Annotated in this window: 20 protein-coding genes; 2 read left to right on the forward strand and 18 right to left on the reverse strand. The window is 48.3% G+C overall.

What is annotated here, in order from left to right; translation table 11 throughout:
- Positions 1–178: 178 nt before the first annotated feature.
- From ACOMG9_RS18605 to ACOMG9_RS18620, 4 genes are read right to left on the reverse strand one after another with little or no spacing between them, the layout of a single operon-like run.
- Positions 179–706, reverse strand: a complete 528-nt coding sequence (locus ACOMG9_RS18605; protein ID WP_494529228.1) for a pilus assembly protein PilP — start codon at positions 704–706, stop codon at positions 179–181.
- On the reverse strand, positions 706–1,320 hold the full coding sequence (locus ACOMG9_RS18610; protein ID WP_494529229.1) for a type IV pilus inner membrane component PilO: 615 nt from the start codon (positions 1,318–1,320) through the stop codon (positions 706–708). The genes ACOMG9_RS18605 and ACOMG9_RS18610 overlap by 1 nt, the downstream gene beginning before the upstream one ends.
- Positions 1,317–1,883 carry a PilN domain-containing protein gene (locus ACOMG9_RS18615; RefSeq protein ID WP_422134904.1) on the reverse strand — a complete coding sequence of 189 codons (567 nt, stop codon included), beginning with the start codon at positions 1,881–1,883 and terminating at the stop codon, positions 1,317–1,319. The genes ACOMG9_RS18610 and ACOMG9_RS18615 overlap by 4 nt, the downstream gene beginning before the upstream one ends.
- Positions 1,883–2,947 (reverse strand): pilus assembly protein PilM, encoded by a 1,065-nt coding sequence (locus ACOMG9_RS18620; RefSeq protein WP_422134905.1) that lies wholly within the window; start codon positions 2,945–2,947, stop codon positions 1,883–1,885. Before ACOMG9_RS18620 ends, ACOMG9_RS18615 begins: the two co-directional genes overlap by 1 nt.
- Before the next feature lie 532 nt (positions 2,948–3,479).
- Here ACOMG9_RS18620 and ACOMG9_RS18625 point away from each other — a divergent pair.
- Complete coding sequence (locus ACOMG9_RS18625; RefSeq protein WP_422138711.1) at positions 3,480–5,957, forward strand: penicillin-binding protein 1A; 2,478 nt, start codon at positions 3,480–3,482, stop codon at positions 5,955–5,957.
- A gap of 89 nt (positions 5,958–6,046) precedes the next feature.
- Here ACOMG9_RS18625 and ACOMG9_RS18630 read toward each other — a convergent pair whose 3' ends face one another.
- From ACOMG9_RS18630 to rpmE, 3 genes are all read right to left on the reverse strand, one after another.
- Positions 6,047–7,297: a malic enzyme-like NAD(P)-binding protein gene (locus tag ACOMG9_RS18630; protein ID WP_422134907.1), complete on the reverse strand. Its 1,251-nt coding sequence runs from the start codon at positions 7,295–7,297 to the stop codon at positions 6,047–6,049.
- A gap of 240 nt (positions 7,298–7,537) precedes the next feature.
- The gene (locus ACOMG9_RS18635) at positions 7,538–8,359 is read right to left on the reverse strand and encodes a thermonuclease family protein (RefSeq protein WP_422134908.1); all 822 of its coding nucleotides are present in this window, start codon (positions 8,357–8,359) and stop codon (positions 7,538–7,540) included.
- A gap of 135 nt (positions 8,360–8,494) precedes the next feature.
- On the reverse strand, positions 8,495–8,710 hold the full coding sequence (gene rpmE / locus ACOMG9_RS18640) for a 50S ribosomal protein L31 (protein WP_257279891.1): 216 nt from the start codon (positions 8,708–8,710) through the stop codon (positions 8,495–8,497).
- Positions 8,711–9,011: 301 nt separating this feature from the next.
- Here rpmE and ACOMG9_RS18645 point away from each other — a divergent pair, with 301 nt between their 5' ends.
- Entirely contained in the window at positions 9,012–11,231 is a 2,220-nt protein-coding gene (locus ACOMG9_RS18645; RefSeq protein WP_422409778.1) for a primosomal protein N', read from the forward strand.
- On the opposite strand, the gene ACOMG9_RS18650 is transcribed toward ACOMG9_RS18645, so the two are convergent.
- The 11 genes from ACOMG9_RS18650 to ubiE all read right to left on the reverse strand — a co-directional run bounded on the left by ACOMG9_RS18650 (position 11,228) and on the right by ubiE (position 20,902).
- On the reverse strand, positions 11,228–12,022 hold the full coding sequence (locus ACOMG9_RS18650) for a DUF2059 domain-containing protein (protein WP_448218000.1): 795 nt from the start codon (positions 12,020–12,022) through the stop codon (positions 11,228–11,230). The two genes, ACOMG9_RS18645 and ACOMG9_RS18650, sit on opposite strands and share 4 nt — an antisense overlap.
- Positions 12,023–12,092: 70 nt before the next feature.
- Positions 12,093–12,803 (reverse strand): 16S rRNA (uracil(1498)-N(3))-methyltransferase, encoded by a 711-nt coding sequence (locus ACOMG9_RS18655; RefSeq protein ID WP_422134911.1) that lies wholly within the window; start codon positions 12,801–12,803, stop codon positions 12,093–12,095.
- A 96-nt stretch (positions 12,804–12,899) separates the two neighbouring features.
- Positions 12,900–15,428: a hypothetical protein gene (locus ACOMG9_RS18660; RefSeq protein WP_494529230.1), complete on the reverse strand. Its 2,529-nt coding sequence runs from the start codon at positions 15,426–15,428 to the stop codon at positions 12,900–12,902.
- Between the two features lie 109 nt (positions 15,429–15,537).
- Positions 15,538–16,275 carry a twin-arginine translocase subunit TatC gene (gene tatC, locus ACOMG9_RS18665; RefSeq protein WP_448218002.1) on the reverse strand — a complete coding sequence of 246 codons (738 nt, stop codon included), beginning with the start codon at positions 16,273–16,275 and terminating at the stop codon, positions 15,538–15,540.
- Complete coding sequence (gene tatB / locus ACOMG9_RS18670; RefSeq protein WP_422134914.1) at positions 16,272–16,646, reverse strand: Sec-independent protein translocase protein TatB; 375 nt, start codon at positions 16,644–16,646, stop codon at positions 16,272–16,274. The genes tatC and tatB overlap by 4 nt, the downstream gene beginning before the upstream one ends.
- Before the next feature lie 94 nt (positions 16,647–16,740).
- Positions 16,741–16,959, reverse strand: coding sequence for a Sec-independent protein translocase subunit TatA (gene tatA / locus ACOMG9_RS18675; protein ID WP_422134915.1), 219 nt, complete (start codon positions 16,957–16,959; stop codon positions 16,741–16,743).
- A 136-nt stretch (positions 16,960–17,095) separates the two neighbouring features.
- Complete coding sequence (locus tag ACOMG9_RS18680) at positions 17,096–17,428, reverse strand: phosphoribosyl-ATP diphosphatase (protein ID WP_422134916.1); 333 nt, start codon at positions 17,426–17,428, stop codon at positions 17,096–17,098.
- Positions 17,421–17,834: a phosphoribosyl-AMP cyclohydrolase gene (hisI, locus tag ACOMG9_RS18685; RefSeq protein WP_422134917.1), complete on the reverse strand. Its 414-nt coding sequence runs from the start codon at positions 17,832–17,834 to the stop codon at positions 17,421–17,423. The genes ACOMG9_RS18680 and hisI overlap by 8 nt, the downstream gene beginning before the upstream one ends.
- Positions 17,835–17,851: 17 nt before the next feature.
- A complete protein-coding gene (gene ubiB / locus ACOMG9_RS18690) occupies positions 17,852–19,453 on the reverse strand; it encodes a ubiquinone biosynthesis regulatory protein kinase UbiB (protein ID WP_494529231.1) in 1,602 nt (533 codons plus the stop codon).
- A gap of 94 nt (positions 19,454–19,547) precedes the next feature.
- Positions 19,548–20,135 (reverse strand): ubiquinone biosynthesis accessory factor UbiJ, encoded by a 588-nt coding sequence (locus ACOMG9_RS18695; protein ID WP_448218004.1) that lies wholly within the window; start codon positions 20,133–20,135, stop codon positions 19,548–19,550.
- Positions 20,136–20,140: 5 nt separating this feature from the next.
- The gene (gene ubiE / locus ACOMG9_RS18700) at positions 20,141–20,902 is read right to left on the reverse strand and encodes a bifunctional demethylmenaquinone methyltransferase/2-methoxy-6-polyprenyl-1,4-benzoquinol methylase UbiE (protein ID WP_317145435.1); all 762 of its coding nucleotides are present in this window, start codon (positions 20,900–20,902) and stop codon (positions 20,141–20,143) included.
- Between the last annotated feature and the right edge of the window lie 120 nt (positions 20,903–21,022).

Consider the following 21,022-nt stretch of genomic DNA (forward strand, 5'->3'; position numbering starts at 1 on the left):
CTTGTCATATCAGCCATGGGAACTCTCATTACAGCAAGTATTTCAACAGGCACTGTAACGAGAGCCACACCTTGTGTCTCCACGTCAAAAAAAGACGTGATCTGTGAGGTATGCACGGCAAAGCGGGAAATCCATTTCGAAACTGATCGGACTGTCCTTGCAAACATATGTTTAACGATCAGGGTTGGCCAAGATCCAGCCTCATACTTCTGGGTCTTTCAATCCAGACGTCAGAGCCCGCAGGCACTATTTCGATAATTCGCAGTTCACTGTCGTCGATGTAAGTGATTCGACCGTGGTTTTTACCCAGATAATCACCCACCCTGACACGGTGGATGCCGTCGTCACCACGGATCAAACCCCAAAGCCCATCGTCGTTGCTGATAGACCCCACCAGAGCAAAGGTTTCGATATCGAACTGCTCCAGGTACTGTCTGGCACGACCATTGTCAGGTTTGACATTACTGCTGAGTGCCCGGTCAGAGGCTTGCAACTTGACCGGCGGCTCAAAGGGACTTCTTAAACCAGAAGCACTGTAAGTAAATGCCTCGTAGGGAGTAAAGGTCGGCAGCGGTTCAATTCTTCCGGAAGGCTTGGATTTCATCTCAGCCATATACTGGTCAAGATCACTGAAACCACTGTTTCCGGAACAACCCAACAACGCACCTCCGGCACAGACAATCAGAAGTCTTTGTATATACTTCATTACTGAGACTCCCTGTCGTTGTAGCGATAAGTTCTGGCCAGAATCTCCATTTTCAGCATCTGCCCATTTTTTTCCGGCGTGATAGAAAAGTCATGAAGCGTCACAATTCGTGACAGACTGGCCACTCCACTGACAAAATTGCCAATATCATGGTAGTTACCACCGACTGAGATACTGATTGGAAGCTCAATATAAAACTCTGTGGCTTTTTCAGGCTGCAACTTGATGGTCTCAAACGTCAGACCAGCACCACGTCCGGTGAAAGTGATATCTTCCAATAATCCGGGCACTTCAGTGTCGCTCGGTAACTGTTTAACCAGAGCACCAAAAGAAGCCTCCATCTGTTCCATCTGAAGCCGGTAAGCATCGAGATTCGCAGCCTGGAAAGCCTTGATTCTGAATTGATCTTTTAACTCTTTCTCTTTTGAAATGACAGTGTCGTAAGTTTTCTGAAGATTACTTAAGTGCAATTGATAACCCAAAAAAAGCACCAGCCCGAGGGTCAGTACGCAGGCAACAACCCTGACCGGCAATGGCCAGCCACCGACATTTTCCAGATCCAGTTCTGCCAGATCCAGCTCATTCAGTTTTTTTAAAGAATCTGCGAAACTCATGATTCGTCTCCGGCTTCTTTCTCAGGCGATGTTCGAATCACAGTCAGATCAAATTCATTCATCCGTTCTCCGCCAAGGGTCACCTTACGTACAGCGGTCAGATTGGGATCGGAAAACCACTCAGAGGAATCAAAATTACGCATCAAGCTGGAAATACGATTATTCGACTCAGCGACACCCACCAGCTTGAGAGTGTCTCCCTGAAACTGGAGGCTCTTAAAGTGCACCCCGTCAGGAATCAGTCGAGCCAGCTGATCAAACACCCGAACAATGATAGGGCGGTTACCCTGTAAATTCTGTATGACCTCCATGCGCTCCAGAAGCTGGGTTCGCTTCTCCCTGAGGCCTTTGATTTCAGCAATACTCTTGTCGAGTTCAACAATTTTATTCTGAAGGTACTGATTCCTGTTTTGCTGGTGACTGATGGCATTTCCGGTGTAAATATCTGCCATGAAAATCATCGCGCCACCGGCCAATATGGTCATCAGCCAAGCGGCGATAAAGCGTTTTTTGCGCTCTTCCCGAAGTTGTTCACGCCAGGGGAGAAGGTTAATCCTTGCCATTAGTCAAAACTCCTCATGGCTAATCCACAGGCGATTATCAAAGCCGGAGCGCTGCCGGTTAATTTACTGGCATCCACTTTTGGAGAGAGCGCCATTCTGGCAAACGGATTGGCCAGCAATGCCTGTGTTCCAAGTTTGTCCTGAACCAGAGCAGCCAGTCCTGGAATAGAAGATGTCCCTCCGGCCATAAGAATGGCATCCACATCATTGTATTGACTGGAGGAATAGAAAAACTGCAAGGATCGTGAAACCTGCTGCACAACCGCCTCTTTGAAAGGCTCCAGAACTTCAGGTTCAAAATCGTCTGAAAGCCCCCCTTCACGTTTGGACTTTTCTGCTTCTTCAGGGCTTAGGCCATAGCGTCGCTGAATCTCATCAGTAAGCTGTCGACCACCAAACAATTGTTCGCGGGTGTATATAGTCTGACCATTACTCAACACACTGATCGAAGTACTGCTGGCACCAATGTCAACAATAGCAACCACCGGATCTTCCTCTGGAAGCTCCAGCATATCACTGACCAGTTCGTAGACTCTTTCCATGGCAAATGCCTCGACATCCACCACTTTGGCTTTGAGACCACCAAGTCCAAGAGCCTCTTCACGCATTTCAACATTATCACGACGACAGGCAGCGAGAAGCACCTCAGCCCGCTCAGGGTTATTTTCCTTCAACCCAAGGACTTCAAAATCAATAGCTACTTCGTCTAATGCGTACGGAATATACTGATCGGCTTCTACGGTGATTTGTGTTTCCATCTCTTCATCACTGAGAGAGGAATCCATTTCGATGGTCTTGGTGATAACAGCTGAACCGGAAACAGCCACTGCAGCATTTTTCACACTACTGCGACTGCGGGAAACAGCTCTCCTGATAGCATCACCGACGGCCTCAGGCTCCTGAATGACATTTTCAACCACAGTTCCGGGTGGCAAAGGTTCTTCACCGTAGGCTTCTATTCGGTAGCCCTTACTGCCACGACTCAGTTCCAGCACCTTCACTGAGGTCGAACTGATGTCCACTCCAAGGACAGCACTTGTTTTATTATTAAACAGCCCAAACACAGACACGATTCCTGCTTTTTTCACCACGAAACGTCAGTTTGATCGACATCAACACCCTGACGTTTGTCTCTCATGGCGGCTTTAGTTATAAAAATTCCCTATATTTTTATTTAATAACAGTCCGTTCAAATGCGCAACGAAAGGAACCTTTCGAATCCACTTTATTTCAAACAGATCACGCTATGCACCTTCCCGTGGCTGCTTTTTAATCAATATACCCAAGACAAAGCCTGTCGATTTACCCACTTTGCCCAAACCGTATCGATAACTATCCGATATCGATGACAGAACACATCGTCCAACCGGCACAGCCCTGAGCTGAAACAGTCATGAGCTAAAAACGCCCTTCAACCCTCTCTGGACAGAGAATCATTCTCGCGATAAACGAATATAAAACCGAACATTACATTAACTAACGATCCGGATTCTAGGGAAATTGAACATTTCCCTTTATAATGACCCTCCTGTAACTGCCAGGAGACTGTCTATTCCCGGTCAGCCTCCCCAAGCTAGAACTGGACATCAGCCAAGCATGAATCGATCGGTAAAAATTTTAAAATTTCTGCTCTGGAGCGGCCTGGCAGCCGTCAGCGGCATCACCCTGATAGCAGCCAGCGCCTATCTCTATCTGAGCCCTTCGCTGCCCTCAGTTGACACCCTGCGTGATACTCACCTGCAGACGCCTCTGCGTGTGTTTTCAAAGGACGAAAAACTGATCGCAGAGTTTGGCGAAATGCGTCGCACACCTATACACTTCGCGGACGCCCCTGAACCCCTGATTAAAGCCTTCATGGCAGCTGAAGATGACCGTTTCTACCACCACCCCGGCGTCGATATCATGGGTCTAATGCGAGCTGCTGTGCAGCTGGCTTCAACCGGTCGAATCCAGTCAGGAGGCAGCACGATCACCATGCAGGTGGCCAAAAACTTTTTCCTGAGTCACGAACGGGTCTTCTCCAGAAAGTTCAACGAGATTCTGCTGGCTATCCAGATTGAACAGCAACTGACCAAAGACGAAATTTTTGAACTCTATCTTAATAAAATTTATCTGGGTAACCGCGCTTACGGAGTAGAGGCTGCGGCACAGGTTTATTACGGTAAATCGATCGATGAACTCAATCTGGCTCAGTGGGCCATGATCGCGGGCCTGCCCAAGGCTCCTTCCCGTTATAACCCGATCAATGATCCCGAACGTTCACGGATTCGCAGAAACTGGATTCTAGGCAGGATGTATGATCTGGGTTATATCAACCAGGCTGATTATGAAGAGGCTTTTAAGGCTCCAGTGACGGCTAGTTACCACGGTCCCAAGATCGAACTGCAAGCTCCCTACATCGCCGAGATGGTTCGTCAGGAAATGATTGAGAAGTTTGGCCCGGAAACCTACACGGAAGGTTTCAAGGTTTACACCACTGTTGACAGTATCTTACAAAGGTCAGCTAACGAAGCCGTTGCCAATGGTCTTTTTGCGTATACAGAGAGACATGGATACCGGGGACCTGTTAGCAACCTGAATGAGGTCGACAATGGTAAGCCCATTGTTCAACAGGAAAAAGATACAACGGCTTTCTGGAAAAAGACCCTGAAAGAAACCCATTCTGCCGGTGTCCTTATACCAGCCGTGGTCACCGCCGTAGCAGATCAATCGGTGACAATCCTGATGAAAGAGGATAAGACCAATCAGATTGACTGGGACAATCTGAAATGGGCAAAGCCTTATATCAATGTTAATGCCTATGGCTATAATCCCAAACAGGCGTCTGACATTCTGAAGGCAGGTGATCTGATCTGGGTAAGAAAGATGCCTGACGGCCGCTTCCGTCTGAGCCAGGAACCCCAGGCTCAATCTTCTCTGATTTCCATGAATCCGGAAAATGGGGCTATTCTCGCTCTGGTCGGCGGCTTCAATTTCTACGACAGTATGTATAACCGTGCCACTCAAGCCATCCGTCAAGCGGGGTCGGCTTTCAAACCTTTTATCTACATGGCCGCTCTTAATAAGGGACTGACCGCCGCTACCATCATCAATGATGCTCCCGTTGTTTTTGCTGATCAGGGACTTGAAGGCGTCTGGCGCCCGAATAATGACAATATGAAGTTCAATGGCCCAACGCGGCTCAGAGAAGGCCTCTATCGCTCACGGAACCTGGTCTCGATTCGGATCCTCAGGCAAATTGGTGTTAAGCGAACTGTGAACTTCCTGATGAAGCTGGGATTGCCTGAAGAGACCCTGACCCGAAACCTCTCTCTGGCATTGGGTAACGTTTCCATGACACCGCTGGAATTGACCACAGGCTACGCTACGATTGCCAATGGCGGTTACAAAGTCACGCCCTACCTGATTCAGAAAGTCGATGTTCTGGATGACACAGTATTCGAGGCCAACCCGGTTATTGTCTGTCGGGACTGTCGTAAGGTAGGGACGCCTGAGGAGGGATTTGTTTCAGAGCAAGTAACTGAAACCTCAACACCCTTGACGGGAGACGAACCTACGGCCTCCCTGAACATTGTCAATGAAGCTGAGTCTGTTATGGACAGCCGAGTCAACTATATCCTCAATGACATCATGCGCGATGTCATCTGGAAAGGCACCGGTAAAAGAGCAAGAGTCCTTGAACGTCACGATATTGGCGGTAAAACAGGCACCACAAATGAAAGCAAGGATGCCTGGTTTGTCGGATTTAACCCCGATGTGCTTACCAGTGTCTGGGTCGGCAAGGATAACTTCTCCACTCTGGGCCGGTGGGAGTTTGGAGCTAATGCCGCTCTACCCATCTGGATCAGTTACATGAAAACTGCTCTGGCAGACCAACCGGTAAGACGCCTGCCCCAGCCAGGAGGCATAGAAACGGTTCGAATTAATTCGAAAACAGGGCAACTGGCAAAACAAGGCGATCCTGAAGCTATTTTCGAACTGTTCAGGAAAGAAAATACTCCCAAGAGTTTTAGCGAGGGAAGCCTTCCCTTACTGGAAGAAAGCGGCTCACTCAAACCAGAGGATTTGTTCTAGCACTCAGTCAGGTGCAGAAGCTTACTTAGCAAAAAAAGCCCTCGCCTGAAATCAGGGAGGGCTTTTTTTATGACGACTGAATCTCTGGTCTAAATATCCTCCAGAGACCTCAAAGGATAATGAGCAGGATAAGGCTGACGAGCTACACCAGAATCCACAGCAGCTTTTGCCACTGCGGCAGATACAGAGCCCAGCAAACGAGGATCAGTCGGTTTGGGAATAATATATTCCGGACCAAAGATTAGCTCAGCCCCCTCGTAGGCATCGACAACCTCCTGGACAACTGCCTCCTTGGCCAATTCACGAATTGCCTGAACAGCGGCTACTTTCATCTCTTCATTGATGCGACTGGCTCGAACATCCAGAGCACCACGAAAGATGAATGGGAAGCCGAGAACGTTATTAACCTGGTTCGGATAGTCAGACCTGCCTGTTGCCATAATGACATCAGAGCGCACTTCTTTGGCCAGCTCTGGACGAATTTCAGGATCAGGATTGGCACAGGCAAACACAATAGGATTCTCAGCCATTTTTGCCAGCTGTTCCTTAGACAAAAGGTTTGGCCCAGACAGACCCAGAAAAGCATCAGCCCCACTAATTGCATCGTCCAGATTACGGCAATCGGTCTCAACCGCGAACAAAGCCTTATACTGGTTAAGGTCATCACGCCCTGTGTGGATAACGCCTTTACTGTCCAGCATAAAAATATTGGCTGGATTCATGCCACAGCTGATCAACAACTTGACGCAAGAGATGGCTGCAGAACCAGCTCCGAGACAGACCAGACGGGCTTCTTCGATCTTCTTGCCGGCAATCTCAAGAGCATTCAACATACCTGCCGCAGTAACGATTGCAGTACCATGCTGATCATCATGGAAGATAGGAATATCGCACTCTTCAATCAGACGACGCTCGATTTCAAAACACTCTGGTGCCTTGATATCCTCAAGGTTAATACCACCAAAACTGCAGGCAACCCGCCTGACTGTATCAATGAAATCCTGAGGACTTTGGCAGTCCACTTCCAGATCAATGGAATCTATTCCGGCGAAACGTTTGAACAGCAGAGCCTTGCCTTCCATCACAGGCTTACTGGCCAGCGCGCCAAGATTACCCAGACCAAGAATCGCAGTACCGTTACTGATCACTGCGACCAGATTACCTTTCATGGTGTATTTGTAGGCATTTTCAGAGTCAGCAGCGATTTCACGCACTGGCTCTGCGACGCCCGGGCTATAGGCCAGAGACAGATCCTTGGCAGTCTCCGCCGGCTTGGTCAGTTCAATCGAGATCTTTCCGGGTTTAGGCTGAGCATGGTAATCCAGGGCGGCTTGCTTCATATCCTTGTACTTTAATCCTAATGAAAATATGAGGTCTTAAGTGTGGAGAATATAGGATCACTCTTTGTCGAACAAGGATTCGGTAGACCAGAAAAGTATATCTACAGACCGGATACCCAAATTAATGCTCAGTAACGAAATGTCTGTAGCGCAGGCAAAACATTTTGTGCCACCCTTAACTATGAACAGAATACCTTTCACAGAAAGAGCACAGACTATCAAGTGATGCTCATCAGAACACTATTCCAGTTTTTGGACGCCATCTCGACTGTAAATACCTACCATCCAACGCTTGTAACGACGTCCTCCTTTATTTTTTTCCTCGCGATCCACCAGCCAGCCTCTGAATTCAATACGCTGACCTGCCAGACCTTTTAGCCACCCTGCATCTACAGAAAACTTGGGCACACGAATAACCACCGGGCCATCCATTTCCACCCATAAGAAATCACTTTTTTTGGAACTCGCAACCTCAACGACTTTGCCCCTGAGTACTCTGAAACCCGGTTTCAACCCGTTGTCCTTGATATCCAGAACAGGATTTTTTGACCAAACACCTGCTTTCTCTTTTCTTGCTTCGGCTTCCTGCCGCTTCAGACATTGCCGATAAGTATCAAGCTCCTCAGAAAAGAGTTGGTAACCCAGGCCTTTTTCAATGAGCAGTGACTCAATGGATCGACCATCCATTAAAAAGGGATGGGCAAGTACTCGACCATAATGGTCTTTTCCAACGACCTGAATCCTGATTTTTTGCGTTCCTGACAGCAACTTTTTGAGGGCCAGAGAGGCTTCATCTCCGAAGGGTTCTGACGGCTTTTTTTCATAGGCTATTTCAGGTGTATTGATGGAGGGGAAACGAATTTTACGACCATCCTTCAACCACAATGAATCGCCGTCAACAATATAATCCCACTTTACAGTTTCTGAAGGGCCACTCTGAGTGCAGGTCTCAATGGCAAATGCGGGGGAGATCAGGCAAAACTGCCAAACACAAAAAAAGGCGCCCGCAAAAATGCGAATCGCCTTTTTTGCACAGCCAGCAAAGTCAGAAAAGCTCATCATACTACCTTTAGAATCATTCTCCGAACAAGCATAGCGGTATTTTCAACTCACACTATTCCAAGTTCATGACTGTTCTATAGCTTACGACTGTTTCTGATTCGTGGCTGTCCGGCTAAAAAGCAAGCATGTAAATGCTTACTTGCGAGCACCTACCTTGCCAAAACGCTTGGTGAAGCGCTCGATACGACCGCCAGTGTCCATCACTTTCTGAGTGCCGGTGTAGAATGGGTGGCACTTCGAACAAACTTCAATGTGCAGATCTTTGCACAGAGTAGAGCGAGTCTTGATCTTGTTACCGCAGGAACAGGTAACTTCGATTTCTTCGTAATTCGGATGGATTTCCGGCTTCATGGGATCTACCTCAAAACAATGCGTGCCGCCACCCGGTCTCTGGCTAATAGCAACTCGGCCTGGGCACCGCACGCGAAACGGTCACAAACTGTCATTACCGGGGCAGTCAATAGAATGCACTGCCCAGAGACTGCCATTCAGTGACCCTGGAAAATTGTGGCAGAATCATACCAAAGTATCCCCGTCAGGCAAATACTGGTATTTCACTGACCGTTCATTTCAACCGAACCGCAACTCAGGTTAAACTGAGCGGGAGCCTGTCGGAAGGCTCCTGACGCCATTAGCCATTAAAAGTAGCCTCATGACCTCATGTGACGATAATTATCTCAGCATCGCCATACCCACCCCATTGAGGCAGATGTTCGACTATCTTCCTCCGGATAGTGAGGCAAACCTGCAACCGGGTATGAGAGTTCAGGTTCCATTTGGACCCAGAAAGCTGGTTGGCATAATCGAAGCCATTAAACCTGAATCCGATTATCCCAGAGAAAAGCTCAAAAAAGTCTCTGCTGTTCCAGACCAGAGCCCTCTAATCCCCAGAGACATCATGCAACTTTGCCGATGGGCATCCAGTTATTATCACTACAGCCTGGGAGAAACCCTGCTTCAGGCATTGCCCAAAGCCCTCCGACAGGGAAAACCTGCAACCCGGGAAAAAATAGCACTCTGGCGCCCCACCGCCCCGCTTGATAAAGCCATCACCCAGTCTCTGAAAAGAGCTCACAAACAACTCAAGGCATTACAATGGCTGGAAAAATACCCCGAAGGTCTGTCAGAGCCAGAACTTCGGGAAGTCGGTATCAGTAAAACCATTCTCACCCAGTTGCAAAAGAAACAACGAGTTGTCGTACACGAAGTTGAGCGGGTTGACCAACATTTCACTGAGTATGCAAACCCGCTAAGACAGGAACCGCTGAACCTGAATACTGAACAGGCTTTCGCCTTGAAAGGCATTCTGGCATGCCTCACTTTTCACCCTGTTTTACTGGATGGTGTCACCGGGAGTGGTAAAACGGAAGTCTACCTCCAGGCCATAGAAGCTACTCTTAAAGCCGGTAAACAGGTGCTTGTTCTGATTCCTGAAATCGGTCTGACGCCTCAAACCGTCAGACGATTTCGCAGCCGGTTCTCTGTCCCCGTGGCCTGCCTTCATTCCGGATTGAGTGATGGCGAACGTTTGCAGGGCTGGCTTGCTGCCAGCCGAACCATAGCCGGGGTATTGATTGCTACCCGCTCAGGAATTTTTACGCCTCTACCCAAACTGGGATTAATTATTGTTGATGAAGAGCACGACAACTCATACAAACAGCAGGACACCCTCAGATACAACGCGCGGGATCTGGCCATATACCGGGCAAAAATAGCAGACTGCCCGGTTGTCCTGGGATCCGCCACCCCTTCTCTGGAAACCCTCGTGAACGCCAGGAAAGGTCGTTACAGCCATCTTGAGATCAGCAGCCGGGCAGGACATTCCCGCCCACCGACTCTGGAACTACTCGATATCCGTCAGCAAATACTCCATGAAGGTTTTGCCCAGGGCCTGATAACAAGGATGCAGTCAACTCTGGATAAGGGCGAACAGGTCATGGTCTTTCTGAATCGCCGAGGCTACGCCCCCTCCCTGATCTGCCATGATTGTGGTGAAGTCATGGATTGCCCGCACTGCGATGCCCATCTGACACTGCATCGCACGCCACCTCATATGCATTGTCATCACTGTGATTACCAAACTGCTATTCCCTGGTCATGCCCAAAATGCCACAGTAAAAACCTTCAGCCTGCAGGTCAGGGTACCGAACGGTGCGAACAAATTCTGGAGCAAATATTCCCGACTATTCCTCTGATTCGGGTGGACAGAGATTCGACTCGTCGAAAAAATGCGCTTTCAGAGATTCTGGATAGGGTCCAAACTGGCGAACCCTGCATACTTCTAGGAACTCAAATGCTGGCCAAAGGCCATCATTTTCCCGATGTTACTCTGGTCGCAATCATCAATGCCGATTCCGGGCTGTTCAGTTCCGATTTCCGAGGGCTGGAAAAAACCGGACAGTTGATCCTTCAGGTCGCTGGCAGAGCAGGCCGGGAAAAGAAACCGGGGCATGTCATTATCCAAACTCATAACCCTCAGCATCCCGCTTTGCAGATGCTGGTCAGCCAGCCGTACAGTCGCTTTGCAGACAGCTTGATGATCGAACGAAAACAACTCAAGCTACCACCTGAAGGTTATCTGGCCCTGTTCAGAACAGAGTCATCTATGGCGGCAGCGGGGGAAAATTTATTAAAAAGTCTCAGGCATATTTTATTAAACCACCACCAGCAAGGCTCTGTCAGAGTATTGGGCCCAATCCCGGCGCCTATGGAAAAAAGACAGGGGCGTTATCGTTATCAGCTGTTATTGCAGAGTTACCAGCGTGTTTCTCTGCATCGCTTACTGGATATTGCCGTCAAACACCTGGATTCCATGAAATTACCGAAAGACCTTCGCTGGACATTGGACGTGGACCCTCAGGAGATGACTTAAAGAATTCGGGCTATAGCCAGGATCTGACCACGCTGAAAATTCTGCATGGCAGAGCTTCGGGCAAAATTCAGATAGTCGCGAATCTCACTATCTGGCAAGCTTCGATAGGTATAGAGATAGACGTACCTCATATGATCGTTCATCCCCTTACGAATGATCGGCTTTTCCCTTGCCTTGAGCACCTCAGGCGGTCTTAAAGGACGTCCGTCATTGATCGGCATGACTTCATGGAGTATGCGCTTGGCTCCCACCGACGCACTGGCAGCCAGCTCAGTACCCAGTTCAACCGCATCCAGAGTTTCCATCAATTCTTCAATCAGACGAACACGACTGGTTCTAGGTAACTCAGTGGATAATTTTTCTTGAATGTAAGCCTGCATACGCTCTGCATTGCGAGGATCATTGGCTTCCATTTCCAAGCGCAGAATTTTTTGACCCAGTGCCGAGTTATACCAGTCCAAAAGTTTCAGTAATTCACCGATACTTAACGCTTCATCGAGAGTCGCTTCCATGGAAGATTTGAAAAGATCGGGACTGTAGCGGACCTTGACGACCTGATTAACCGTACTCACCACTTCCGGAGGCAGTGAATATTCCTTCTGGTTAATGGTCATGCTGGAAAGCACCCAACCAAGCTGCTGTTCCAGCTGAGCGTCATCATAGAGCTCATCCAGTAAAGCACCTTTATCAGCGGCTGTCAGTTTTCCGCTGAGGAAAAACAAAAGCAAGAAAGCCAGAGATTTTGAACAATGGCTCAATACTGGAAATGAAAAGTCGCTTTGTGTATCCATACACTCACTCTGCGAACGGGAAGGCTTTTCTTACAACATACCTAAACCGCAGGTCAGTGTAAAATACCATTCAGTCGTACAATTTACTGGTAATCGCTGTGACAGCGGTTTCAACCCGGAGAATTCTTGAGCCCAGATGAATCCGGTCAAACCCTGCCTCTTCCAGCTTTTCCACTTCGTAAGGAATAAATCCACCTTCAGGCCCAATCGCCAGAACCACTTGATCATCGACCTGATGAGGGCATGGGACTCCGCCTGAAGGATGGGCGACAAGACAACGCTTGCCGTCCATAATGGCGGGTAATCGATCCTCAACAAAAGGCTTAAAGCGCTTCTCAAGAATAACTTCCGGGAGCTGCGTATCCCTTGCCTGCTCCAGCCCCAGAATAAGCTGTTCGCGGACTTTTTCTCCTGTCAGCCAGGGCGACTGCCAAAAGCTTTTCTCGACCCGGTAACTGTTCATAAGAATGATTTTCTTAACCCCAAGAGACGACAAGTGTTGCAGACTTCTTTTCAGCATTTTCGGACGCGGGAGAGCCAGCAGAATCGTCAGAGGCAGAGGTTCAGGAGGCTTTTGATCCAGACAGACATCCAACTCCATTGCCTGATCCGTCAGAGAAACAATAACGCCTTGACCCATTTCTCCATCCAGCATCCCTACTCTGATGCTGTCACCCGCTTGAGAGCGATGAACGTTCAGGACATGCTGAAGAGATCTTCCCGTCAGCCTGACGCGGCTTTCAGAAATAAAATCGGTGGGAGTCAATAACAGCAGGTTCATATCGGGAAGCATCAATAGTCAGAAAAGAAACCTGCATTTTCCAGATAAAGCGCCCTTAACGAAAGGCTAATTTTATCGAAGATCCGTTGCAGGGAGTCAACTTGACTCCCTGGGAGGTCCAGGGGTTCTCTCCCCCTTGGAAGCCAGATCGATCAACTCAATTAATTTTTGCTTGAATCTTGGGTTTTTATGGACTGTCTCAAATTTCATGCAATCCTGCTTTCTAAGACACCGAACAAAACCATCTACCAAGTGAGAAGCATAAGCTTTGCATAAATCCATATGTGTGTAATTTGTTTCGATTATACCTCTTGGAAAATCGGGCAAAAACAACTTAACATCACCAGACTCGAGTATCTGATAGTTAATTGAGCCAGAGTCCAGACATATTTTATTCTTCACCAATATGCCTGCGTCTTCAATAGCATGTTGAAGTACACCACAAAACGCCACTTCGTCAGGAATTTCTTCAGCCTTGAACTTTTCTCCAGTACTTTGATCTATAACAGCAATGTCGTCTATAAACGAATCGAGAATATAGGCGTTTTTATGATCTGCAATCTGGCCATCAAGATCGTCAAATAAAGGCATAACTGTGGCGGGAACAGTCACACCGTCTATCTCGACAAGAACGGTTTTATGAAAAGAGAGCGTGTTAAAACCTAGCTGCCTGAGTCGTTCTGTTGACTGTGTTTCCTTTAACACAGTAGGCCAATGCCTCGCTTCATAACTTTTCGTCGGCACGGAAATAGCAAACTCTTTACCTTTTATCTTTATTTTAAAAACTTTTTTTATGTCTCGTTGAAATAAAAAATCACACAAAACATCTTGCTTATCATCTAACACTTCTTCCCCTTGAGAATTATTGGGCGCCTTTAACATTGTTATTTTTAACTGATCCCCAATAGATACGTTTTTCAAATTATATTTTTTTTCGGAATCACGAGCCTTATTGAGTATTTGCGCATCATCTAAAGACACCTCAAAGTCTTTTAATTCGTCAACCTCAACCGGGGGAGATATTTCATGTATGCTATCAGACACAAAATCGGGAGCTTGTGAGACTTCCTCTGGATCAGAGAGTTCCTCATTAGACTCTTTCAGCTTTTCATAGATTTCTTCCAGTCCATGCAACAAAGGTCTGGTGTATTCTTCAGGCGCATGCTTGATCAACTCTGTAACCATGTCTTCATAAGAATCACAGCGTTCGACCTCTGTCTTCAGTGCTCTCAGCGCTTTAACATCGGGCAGATCTTCGGGATTAACCTCGGCATATGAAACGAAGACGTATTTTTTTTCTGACGAGGCAGACTCGCCCTCTTTATCTAGCTTTTCCTGAACAGCCTTCGCATAACATTCGTCTGCTATTCCCTTGATGATAGTGTCAATATCACCGATCAGGCCTGCCTTCAGCTTGGCTACCATCTCAAAGTCTTGAGACACATGACTCCAGTTTAAGTCTAAAGAGGTGTCTTCAGCGCAGTTTTCGCGATCCTCCAGAAACTGTCTTATGGATGTATCCAGCTGCAAGTTATCGCCGGTTTCCTCACAGATTTCCTTGAAGGCAGTCAGCAGGTCTTTCGCGTATTTTGAAGGTGCCTCCTGTTTGATCAAATCAAATACGTCATTGATATTGCTGGCCTTCATGACATTCAGGGCCAGGGCACTGATTTGTTTTGTTATCAGGCCGGATCGACTGTCTATTTCTTCACTTTGATTCTTATGAATCAATTCCAGAAGAAGGAAAAATTTCTCTTTAAATGTACCCAGTTCATAACCAGCAGCCAGTAGCGGGGCCCGCACCCTAAATGCTCCCCGCTTAAATCCAGCCTTCTCGACCAGTTTTTTCAGTTTCAGAAGGTAACCATATTGTTCACAATGCTCAAAGTGGTTATCGAGATGTGAAACCATTTCTGGCACATCTCCGACCGTCTGAATCGAATGTAAAAGACTGCGCTCTTTCGCTGTATATTGTTTAAAACCTTCCGCCAGCCACTCAGTGGATTGACCCAGCTCGGATTTCAATTGCTGAAACAGATTTTCCTTTAGCCCTTCAAACGATTCATTTTGAATCATGGATTCCAGCCATAAATGGCCCTGTTCTGACAGCCCCAAATCGGCCCCGGTTTTCCGCCCAATCTGCAGGAAGCTCATACACAGCCTCTTCAGATAGGGCTCTGGTACCACATCATTCAACCACACCAGTATCTCATCCAGAGATCCGCAATCATCAATTCTTTGAAGAAGGCTGCTCTTTACTGTCTCGTATAGCTTCTGTTCTTTATCGCCTCCAATAGCAACGATATCATCCATAACATCTCTAACCCGGAGTTTGAAATCGTCCTTGAATGCATCCACCTCCGGAAATGAATAGCCTTTTAGTAATGCTGACAGCTTTTGGGATCCCATAGCCGTTATGGAGCGCTGTTTCATAGGTGACGCAGGTGGTTTAAAAGAATCCAGGTTTTTTTTCAGACGGTAAGGAATCAGCACTGCAACGACACTCCGACAGAAAGCCCGGGCTTTGCCAAGTGCCAGAGAAGTTGCTTTGCTAATACTGATCGCAGCCATCCTGAGATGGTGCAGAATACTGTCGTCCTGCGGTGTCTTCTGAAGATTATCCATATGCGTCCTGAAAGTTATGTCATCCTCCATTCAACTTAGTCAAAGCAGGGCGAGTCATTTCAGTGGCAGGAATTCACACAATAGCCCAACAGCGAGAGAAATCCCGACTTTAATCTGACGTTCTTCGGATGAGAAGTCTGGAGAAAAACAGACCGGCTTCAAACAACAACCACATCGGAATGGCCAGAAGGGATTGGGAAACAACGTCAGGGGGAGTCAGCAACATACCTATAACAAAACAGCCAACGACGACATAGGGGCGTTTTTTCGAAAGGCTTTCTACCGTTGAAATACCACTCCACACGAGCATTAATGTCGCTACAGGAATTTCAAAAGCCATGCCGAAGGCAAAAAACAATTTCAGTATAAATTCGAGGTATCGATTGATATCAGTCATCACCGTTACCGATTCGGGTCCGACGGTAGTAAAGAAAGAGAAGATAATCGGGAAGACAACATAATAGGCAAAGGCCATCCCCAGATAAAAAAGCAGAACACTGGCTACCAGTACGGGAATAGCCAACCGTTTCTCATTCTTATAAAGACCCGGCGCAATAAACCCCCATAACTGATGCAAAATATACGGAACCGCCAGAAAAAAAGCCACAAACAGGGTTAGCTTGAAGGGGGCCAGAAAGGGCGAAGCTACCTCGGTGGCAATCATGGTGCTACCCTCGGGTAAATGCACCGTCAGGGGCTCTGAAACGAATCGATAAATATCGTTGGAAAAATAGAAGAGCCCCAAAAATACCACCAGCACAGCTGCAAAACTGCGCAGCAAACGACTCCTTAGCTCAACAAGATGCTGAACCAGAGGCTGTTCTTTGTTGGCTCCATCTTCGCTCATGCGCTCTTGTCTTTTTTCTCTTCAGTTTCGTTTTGAGCTCTGTTTTTAATGCCACCAGAGTCCTTTTCATCGCGATCTGTACCAGGTTCAATGGACTTGTTTAATGTCTCCAATGGCTCCTTGATCGACTCAGCCACCTGAGAGCGGGTCTTTTCCAACTCTTTCATAACCTGTTCGTTATGAATCTGTCTTTTGATGCCATCGACATCCAGTTCTTTTTCCAGCTCTTCCCTGGCAGACTGAAAACTGCGTTTAATTTTGCCGATCCAGTAGGCCGTGGTTCGAATCGCACCCGGCAGCCTCTCTGGCCCCAGAACGACCAGAGCGATCACAGCAATAAGAAGCAGCTCTGTGAAACCGATATCGAACACTTTATCTCCAAAGGTATCTCAAAAACGTGTTGAACGTAAAAGCAGTTTATCCTGTCCTGATACAGGGATGAGGCAAACTGGCCTGCAACCTGACTCAGGATTTACGTTGAGTATCTTCAGTCTCTTTTTTCTGATGACTGTTCTCAGACTGCCCGGGCTTCTGTTCTTCGTCAGAAGAGATCGCTTTTTTGAATCCCTTTACGGCCCCCCCCAGGTCACTTCCCAGGCCTTTCAATTTCTTGGTACCAAACAACATCACCACAATCAGCAGGATAATGAGCAACTGCCAGATACTGATTCCACCAAACCCCATAATGCACCTTCCTTTCAGACTGGCCGGGAAATGCCAGCCACTATGCCAACATCCCCTGGAAACATTAACAACTGCCCTCTTGCAAGTGCAGCCGTATGATCAATACTATTCTACCGGATATCCGGTTTTTCCTCACTCAGGAGGGTTGCCTAGAGGCCTTTTCTTCTATGCCAGACAGACCAAAGCGTCGCTCCAGCTCTTTAAGAACTTCTCTGTAGCTCAGCCCCAGGTGGGACAGCATGATCAGAGAGTGAAACCAGAGGTCCGCCGTTTCGTAAACCACATCATCAAGACTGCCGCCAAATTCTGCTGCTTTGGCTGCGATCAGCGTTTCTGCCGACTCTTCACCGACTTTTTTCAGGATCTTGTCCATACCCGCGTCATGCAGACTGGCAACATAGGAGCTGCCCGGACTGGCCTGACGGCGTTCTTCCAGCACAGCTTCCAACTTATCCAGGATGTTATTCATTATCGCTGCTTCCGCTCTTGTCTTCACCGTAGATGGCATCGGGACTTTTCAGAACTTCATCCGTAGTTAACCATTGACCGTCCTCGGTCAACTTACGATAGAAGCAGGATTCCCGCCCTGTGTGACAGGCTATTCCACCAAGTTGTTCTACCACCAGCAGAACAGAATCGCCATCACAGTCCAGCCGCAGCTCATGCAGTCTCTGCACATGACCGGATGACTCACCTTTACGCCAGAGCTTGCCCCGGGAACGTGACCAGTATATTGCTTGCTGTTCTTCAGCGGTCAGGGCCAAGGCTTCCCGGTTCATCCAGGCCTGCATCAGCACCCTGCCGGTTTGATGATCCTGGGCTGTCGCGGCCACCAAACCATCACTGTTCCAGCGAACGTCATCCAACCAACTCATGCTACTTATCTCCAATCCTATCGAATCAGGAGCCAGACCCCGGCTCCTCCCGTTAACACTCCCTGCCAGGGAAGCTGTGCAGACCATTCAGGGAAGACCAGAACAGTAGCGGCCAGTACAACCAATACCCCACCCAACCACTTGCTTTTGTCGGTTCGCCGGTCTGCCCGATTATGTATGGCCATCAGCTTTCGCTGATGCTCCGAAAACTGTTTAACGCTGTGCAGAGCATTTCTGGCCATATTAGGCGCACTCAGCAGCCAGTCGGGAATATTATCATGTACTGTGCGGCCGATTCCGCAGGGGCTGACCTGATCCTTCATCCATTTCTCAAGATAAGGCTGTGCTGTATTCCACAAATCCAGTTCCGGGTAAAGCTGTCGGCCCAGACCTTCGACATTCAGTAACGTTTTCTCCAAAAGAACCAGCTGGGGCTGAACTTCCATTTCAAACCTTCGTGCAACCTGAAACAATCTGACCAACAGATGCCCGAACGATATATCTTTCAATGGCCGTTCAAATATGGGCTCACAGACTGTCCGAATAGCGGCTTCAAGCTCACCTACTACGGTATGGGAAGGAACCCAGCCTGAATCCACATGCAGTTGGGCGACCTTGCGATAATCCCGTTTGAAAAAGGCCAGCAGATTACAGGCCAGATAATACTGATCTTCAGGTTCCAGAGTACCGACGATACCACAGTCAATGCCTATATATTTTGGCTCAGAAGGGTCAGAGATATCGACAAAAATATTCCCCGGATGCATATCGGCATGGAAAAACCGGTCGCGGAAAACCTGGGTGAAAAAGATCTCAACACCTCTTTCCGCTAGTTTTTTCATATCGGTACCCTTCGCCTTCAGGGTATCTGTATCAGCAACAGGCACACCATAAATTCGCTCCATCACCATCACTGAAGGTTTGCAGTAATCCCAATAGACTCGGGGAACAAACAGCAACTGTGAGTCGATAAAGTTCCTGCGTAACATAGAGGCGTTGGCAGCTTCCCGCAACAGATCCAGCTCATCAAGAATCGTTTTCTCGTAATCCCTGACCACTTCTATTGGCCTGAGCCTTCTGGCTTCTCTTACAAGCGCGACCAGCAAACGACTGAAGCCGTACATCAGCCGAATATCCTTGCGGATCACCTTCTCTATGCCAGGCCGTATCACCTTAACCACCACTTCTTCTCCACTATGCAGTCGAGCAGTGTGCACCTGGGCTATGGACGCAGAAGCCATAGGTTCGTGATCAAAGCGGTCAAACCGTTCTGAAACCGGGGCTTGCAGGCTTCGTTCAATGATGGCTACGGCCTCTGTCGCAGGGAAAGGCGCCACCTGATCTTGCAGTCGGGCCAATTCATCACTGATATCTTCAGGCAACAGGTCGCGACGGGTAGACAGAATCTGGCCGAACTTGATAAAGATAGGTCCCAGGGATTCCAGCCCTTTTCTGAGTCGGACGGCTCTGGGGTCGCTGTTCTTGATAAAGTATCGCCAGGGAAGGAGTCGCATCAGAACTCTGGCAGGAAAAGGCAGGCAGTCGATCTCGACCAGATCGTCCAGCCTGTAGCGGGCAATAGCCCCAACAATTTTTATTAAACGGGTTAACTGCAGCACCCTTTTCTCCCGCGATACTCTTGTTTGCTCAACTCGCTTGCTTAACTCACAAAGGGGCTGTTCTGCGCTCGAGGCTGCCTTGTCAGCTTTCCCATCAAGTTTTGTTCAAACGTCTGCTCAAGCTTTCCACAGCTTCACTCAGAGCGGTAACCTCACGACTGAAAGCACCGATTTCAGACTCTGAGGGCACCAGCTCCAATTCGTACTGAAGATAAGCGGCCCCTTGGCCAGGAAGCGTTTCTCCAAAGCCTGTCAGCGTTGAGGTTATGAAGCGCAGCCCTTCAGCCAGTGAATGCCCTGCTACTGGACCCACTTGCTCACAGATCAGGGTTTCCCAGTCGAGCTGCATCCCTCGATGGGTAGATTGCAGCGCTTCCAGAACTTTCTGATCACCCGAGACATTTAGCCCTCTGATGGCATCCCAGGAAGCGTCTCGATCAGCGGCAAGCGTTATAAAACTACTTAATGGCCCCTGCAGAGTGACATCAACAGAGCCCTCATGCCAGCCAGCACAGCGAACTCCTGAGGCGTCCAGAAAAACATAGCAGTTAAAATCAGGCTGAAGACCAATGAGATGAATAACGCTGCCGTCCAGAGACTTTAAAGCCCCGGCTGTAACGGGATCGAGCTTCAACAGCTGATTGATCCGGTTCTCCACAAACGCCAGAAATGCCGTCTTCATGATAATCAGGGTTTGATGCCTTTATGCAGGGCAACAATGCCGCCGGTCATGTTGTGGTAGGTGGTATTCACAAAACCGGCTTCTTTCATCATGGCTTTCAGGGTTTCCTGATCCGGGTGCTTGCGAATACTCTCGGCCAGGTAGCGATAACTCTCTGAGTCACCTGCCACCAGCTTACCCATCGCCGGCAACAGGGAGAAGGAATAAGCATCATAGACTTTGGTTAACAAAGGATTGTTAGTCTTTGAGAACTCCAACACCAGCAGTCGGCCACCAGGCTTCAGAACCCGGCACATAGAGCGCAGTGCTTCGGCCTTATCGGTCACATTTCTCAGGCCAAAGGCAATGGTTATGCAGTCGAACGTGTTTTCCGGGAATGGCAGGCACTCGGCGTTGGCCTGAACATACTCAACATTCCCGACAATGCCCTGATCAATCAGACGATCACGGCCAACCCTGAGCATCGACTCATTGATGTCAGCCAGCACGACCCGACCCGTGTCGCCCACCAGACGGGAAAACTGTTTTGTGAGGTCGCCGGTGCCACCGGCAATATCCAGAACCTGATGACCTTTGCGAACCGCAGAAAGCTCTATGGTAAAACGCTTCCAGAGCCGGTGTACGCCCATCGACATGAGGTCGTTCATCACATCATAGCTATCAGCCACTGAGTGAAAAACACCCGCCACCAGTTTCTCTTTATCATCAGGATTGACATCTTTGTAACCAAAGTGAGTCTTGTCCTGATCTCTTACCTTCTCAGTCATTCAGATCTCCGCCCCAGCAACAGAAAACAATCCGAACCCCGTCTTTCGATTTCCGGTTACTGGCAAGCATTCGGGAAAAATTGCAGGCTATTGTAATGGGTAATGACAAATAGGTAAATT

Source organism: Endozoicomonas sp. PH6C (assembly GCF_059322965.1).

Excerpts from the sequence above, each read along its gene's own strand:
- ACOMG9_RS18650 (WP_448218000.1), bottom strand. The coding sequence starts at position 12,022 with ATGGATACACAAAGCGACTTTTCATTTCCAGTATTGAGCCATTGTTCA.
- ACOMG9_RS18630 (WP_422134907.1), bottom strand. The coding sequence starts at position 7,297 with ATGAAGCAAGCCGCCCTGGATTACCATGCTCAGCCTAAACCCGGAAAG.
- rpmE (WP_257279891.1), bottom strand. The coding sequence starts at position 8,710 with ATGAAGCCGGAAATCCATCCGAATTACGAAGAAATCGAAGTTACCTGT.
- ACOMG9_RS18660 (WP_494529230.1), bottom strand. The coding sequence starts at position 15,428 with ATGGATAATCTTCAGAAGACACCGCAGGACGACAGTATTCTGCACCAT.
- tatA (WP_422134915.1), bottom strand. The coding sequence starts at position 16,959 with ATGGGGTTTGGTGGAATCAGTATCTGGCAGTTGCTCATTATCCTGCTG.
- ACOMG9_RS18635 (WP_422134908.1), bottom strand. The coding sequence starts at position 8,359 with ATGATGAGCTTTTCTGACTTTGCTGGCTGTGCAAAAAAGGCGATTCGC.
- ACOMG9_RS18625 (WP_422138711.1), top strand. The coding sequence starts at position 3,480 with ATGAATCGATCGGTAAAAATTTTAAAATTTCTGCTCTGGAGCGGCCTG.
- tatC (WP_448218002.1), bottom strand. The coding sequence starts at position 16,275 with ATGAGCGAAGATGGAGCCAACAAAGAACAGCCTCTGGTTCAGCATCTT.
- hisI (WP_422134917.1), bottom strand. The coding sequence starts at position 17,834 with ATGAGTTGGTTGGATGACGTTCGCTGGAACAGTGATGGTTTGGTGGCC.
- ACOMG9_RS18645 (WP_422409778.1), top strand. The coding sequence starts at position 9,012 with ATGACCTCATGTGACGATAATTATCTCAGCATCGCCATACCCACCCCA.
- ACOMG9_RS18610 (WP_494529229.1), bottom strand. The coding sequence starts at position 1,320 with ATGAGTTTCGCAGATTCTTTAAAAAAACTGAATGAGCTGGATCTGGCA.
- ACOMG9_RS18680 (WP_422134916.1), bottom strand. The coding sequence starts at position 17,428 with ATGAATAACATCCTGGATAAGTTGGAAGCTGTGCTGGAAGAACGCCGT.
- ACOMG9_RS18695 (WP_448218004.1), bottom strand. The coding sequence starts at position 20,135 with ATGAAGACGGCATTTCTGGCGTTTGTGGAGAACCGGATCAATCAGCTG.
- ACOMG9_RS18605 (WP_494529228.1), bottom strand. The coding sequence starts at position 706 with ATGAAGTATATACAAAGACTTCTGATTGTCTGTGCCGGAGGTGCGTTG.
- ubiE (WP_317145435.1), bottom strand. The coding sequence starts at position 20,902 with ATGACTGAGAAGGTAAGAGATCAGGACAAGACTCACTTTGGTTACAAA.
- ACOMG9_RS18615 (WP_422134904.1), bottom strand. The coding sequence starts at position 1,883 with ATGGCAAGGATTAACCTTCTCCCCTGGCGTGAACAACTTCGGGAAGAG.
- ACOMG9_RS18655 (WP_422134911.1), bottom strand. The coding sequence starts at position 12,803 with ATGAACCTGCTGTTATTGACTCCCACCGATTTTATTTCTGAAAGCCGC.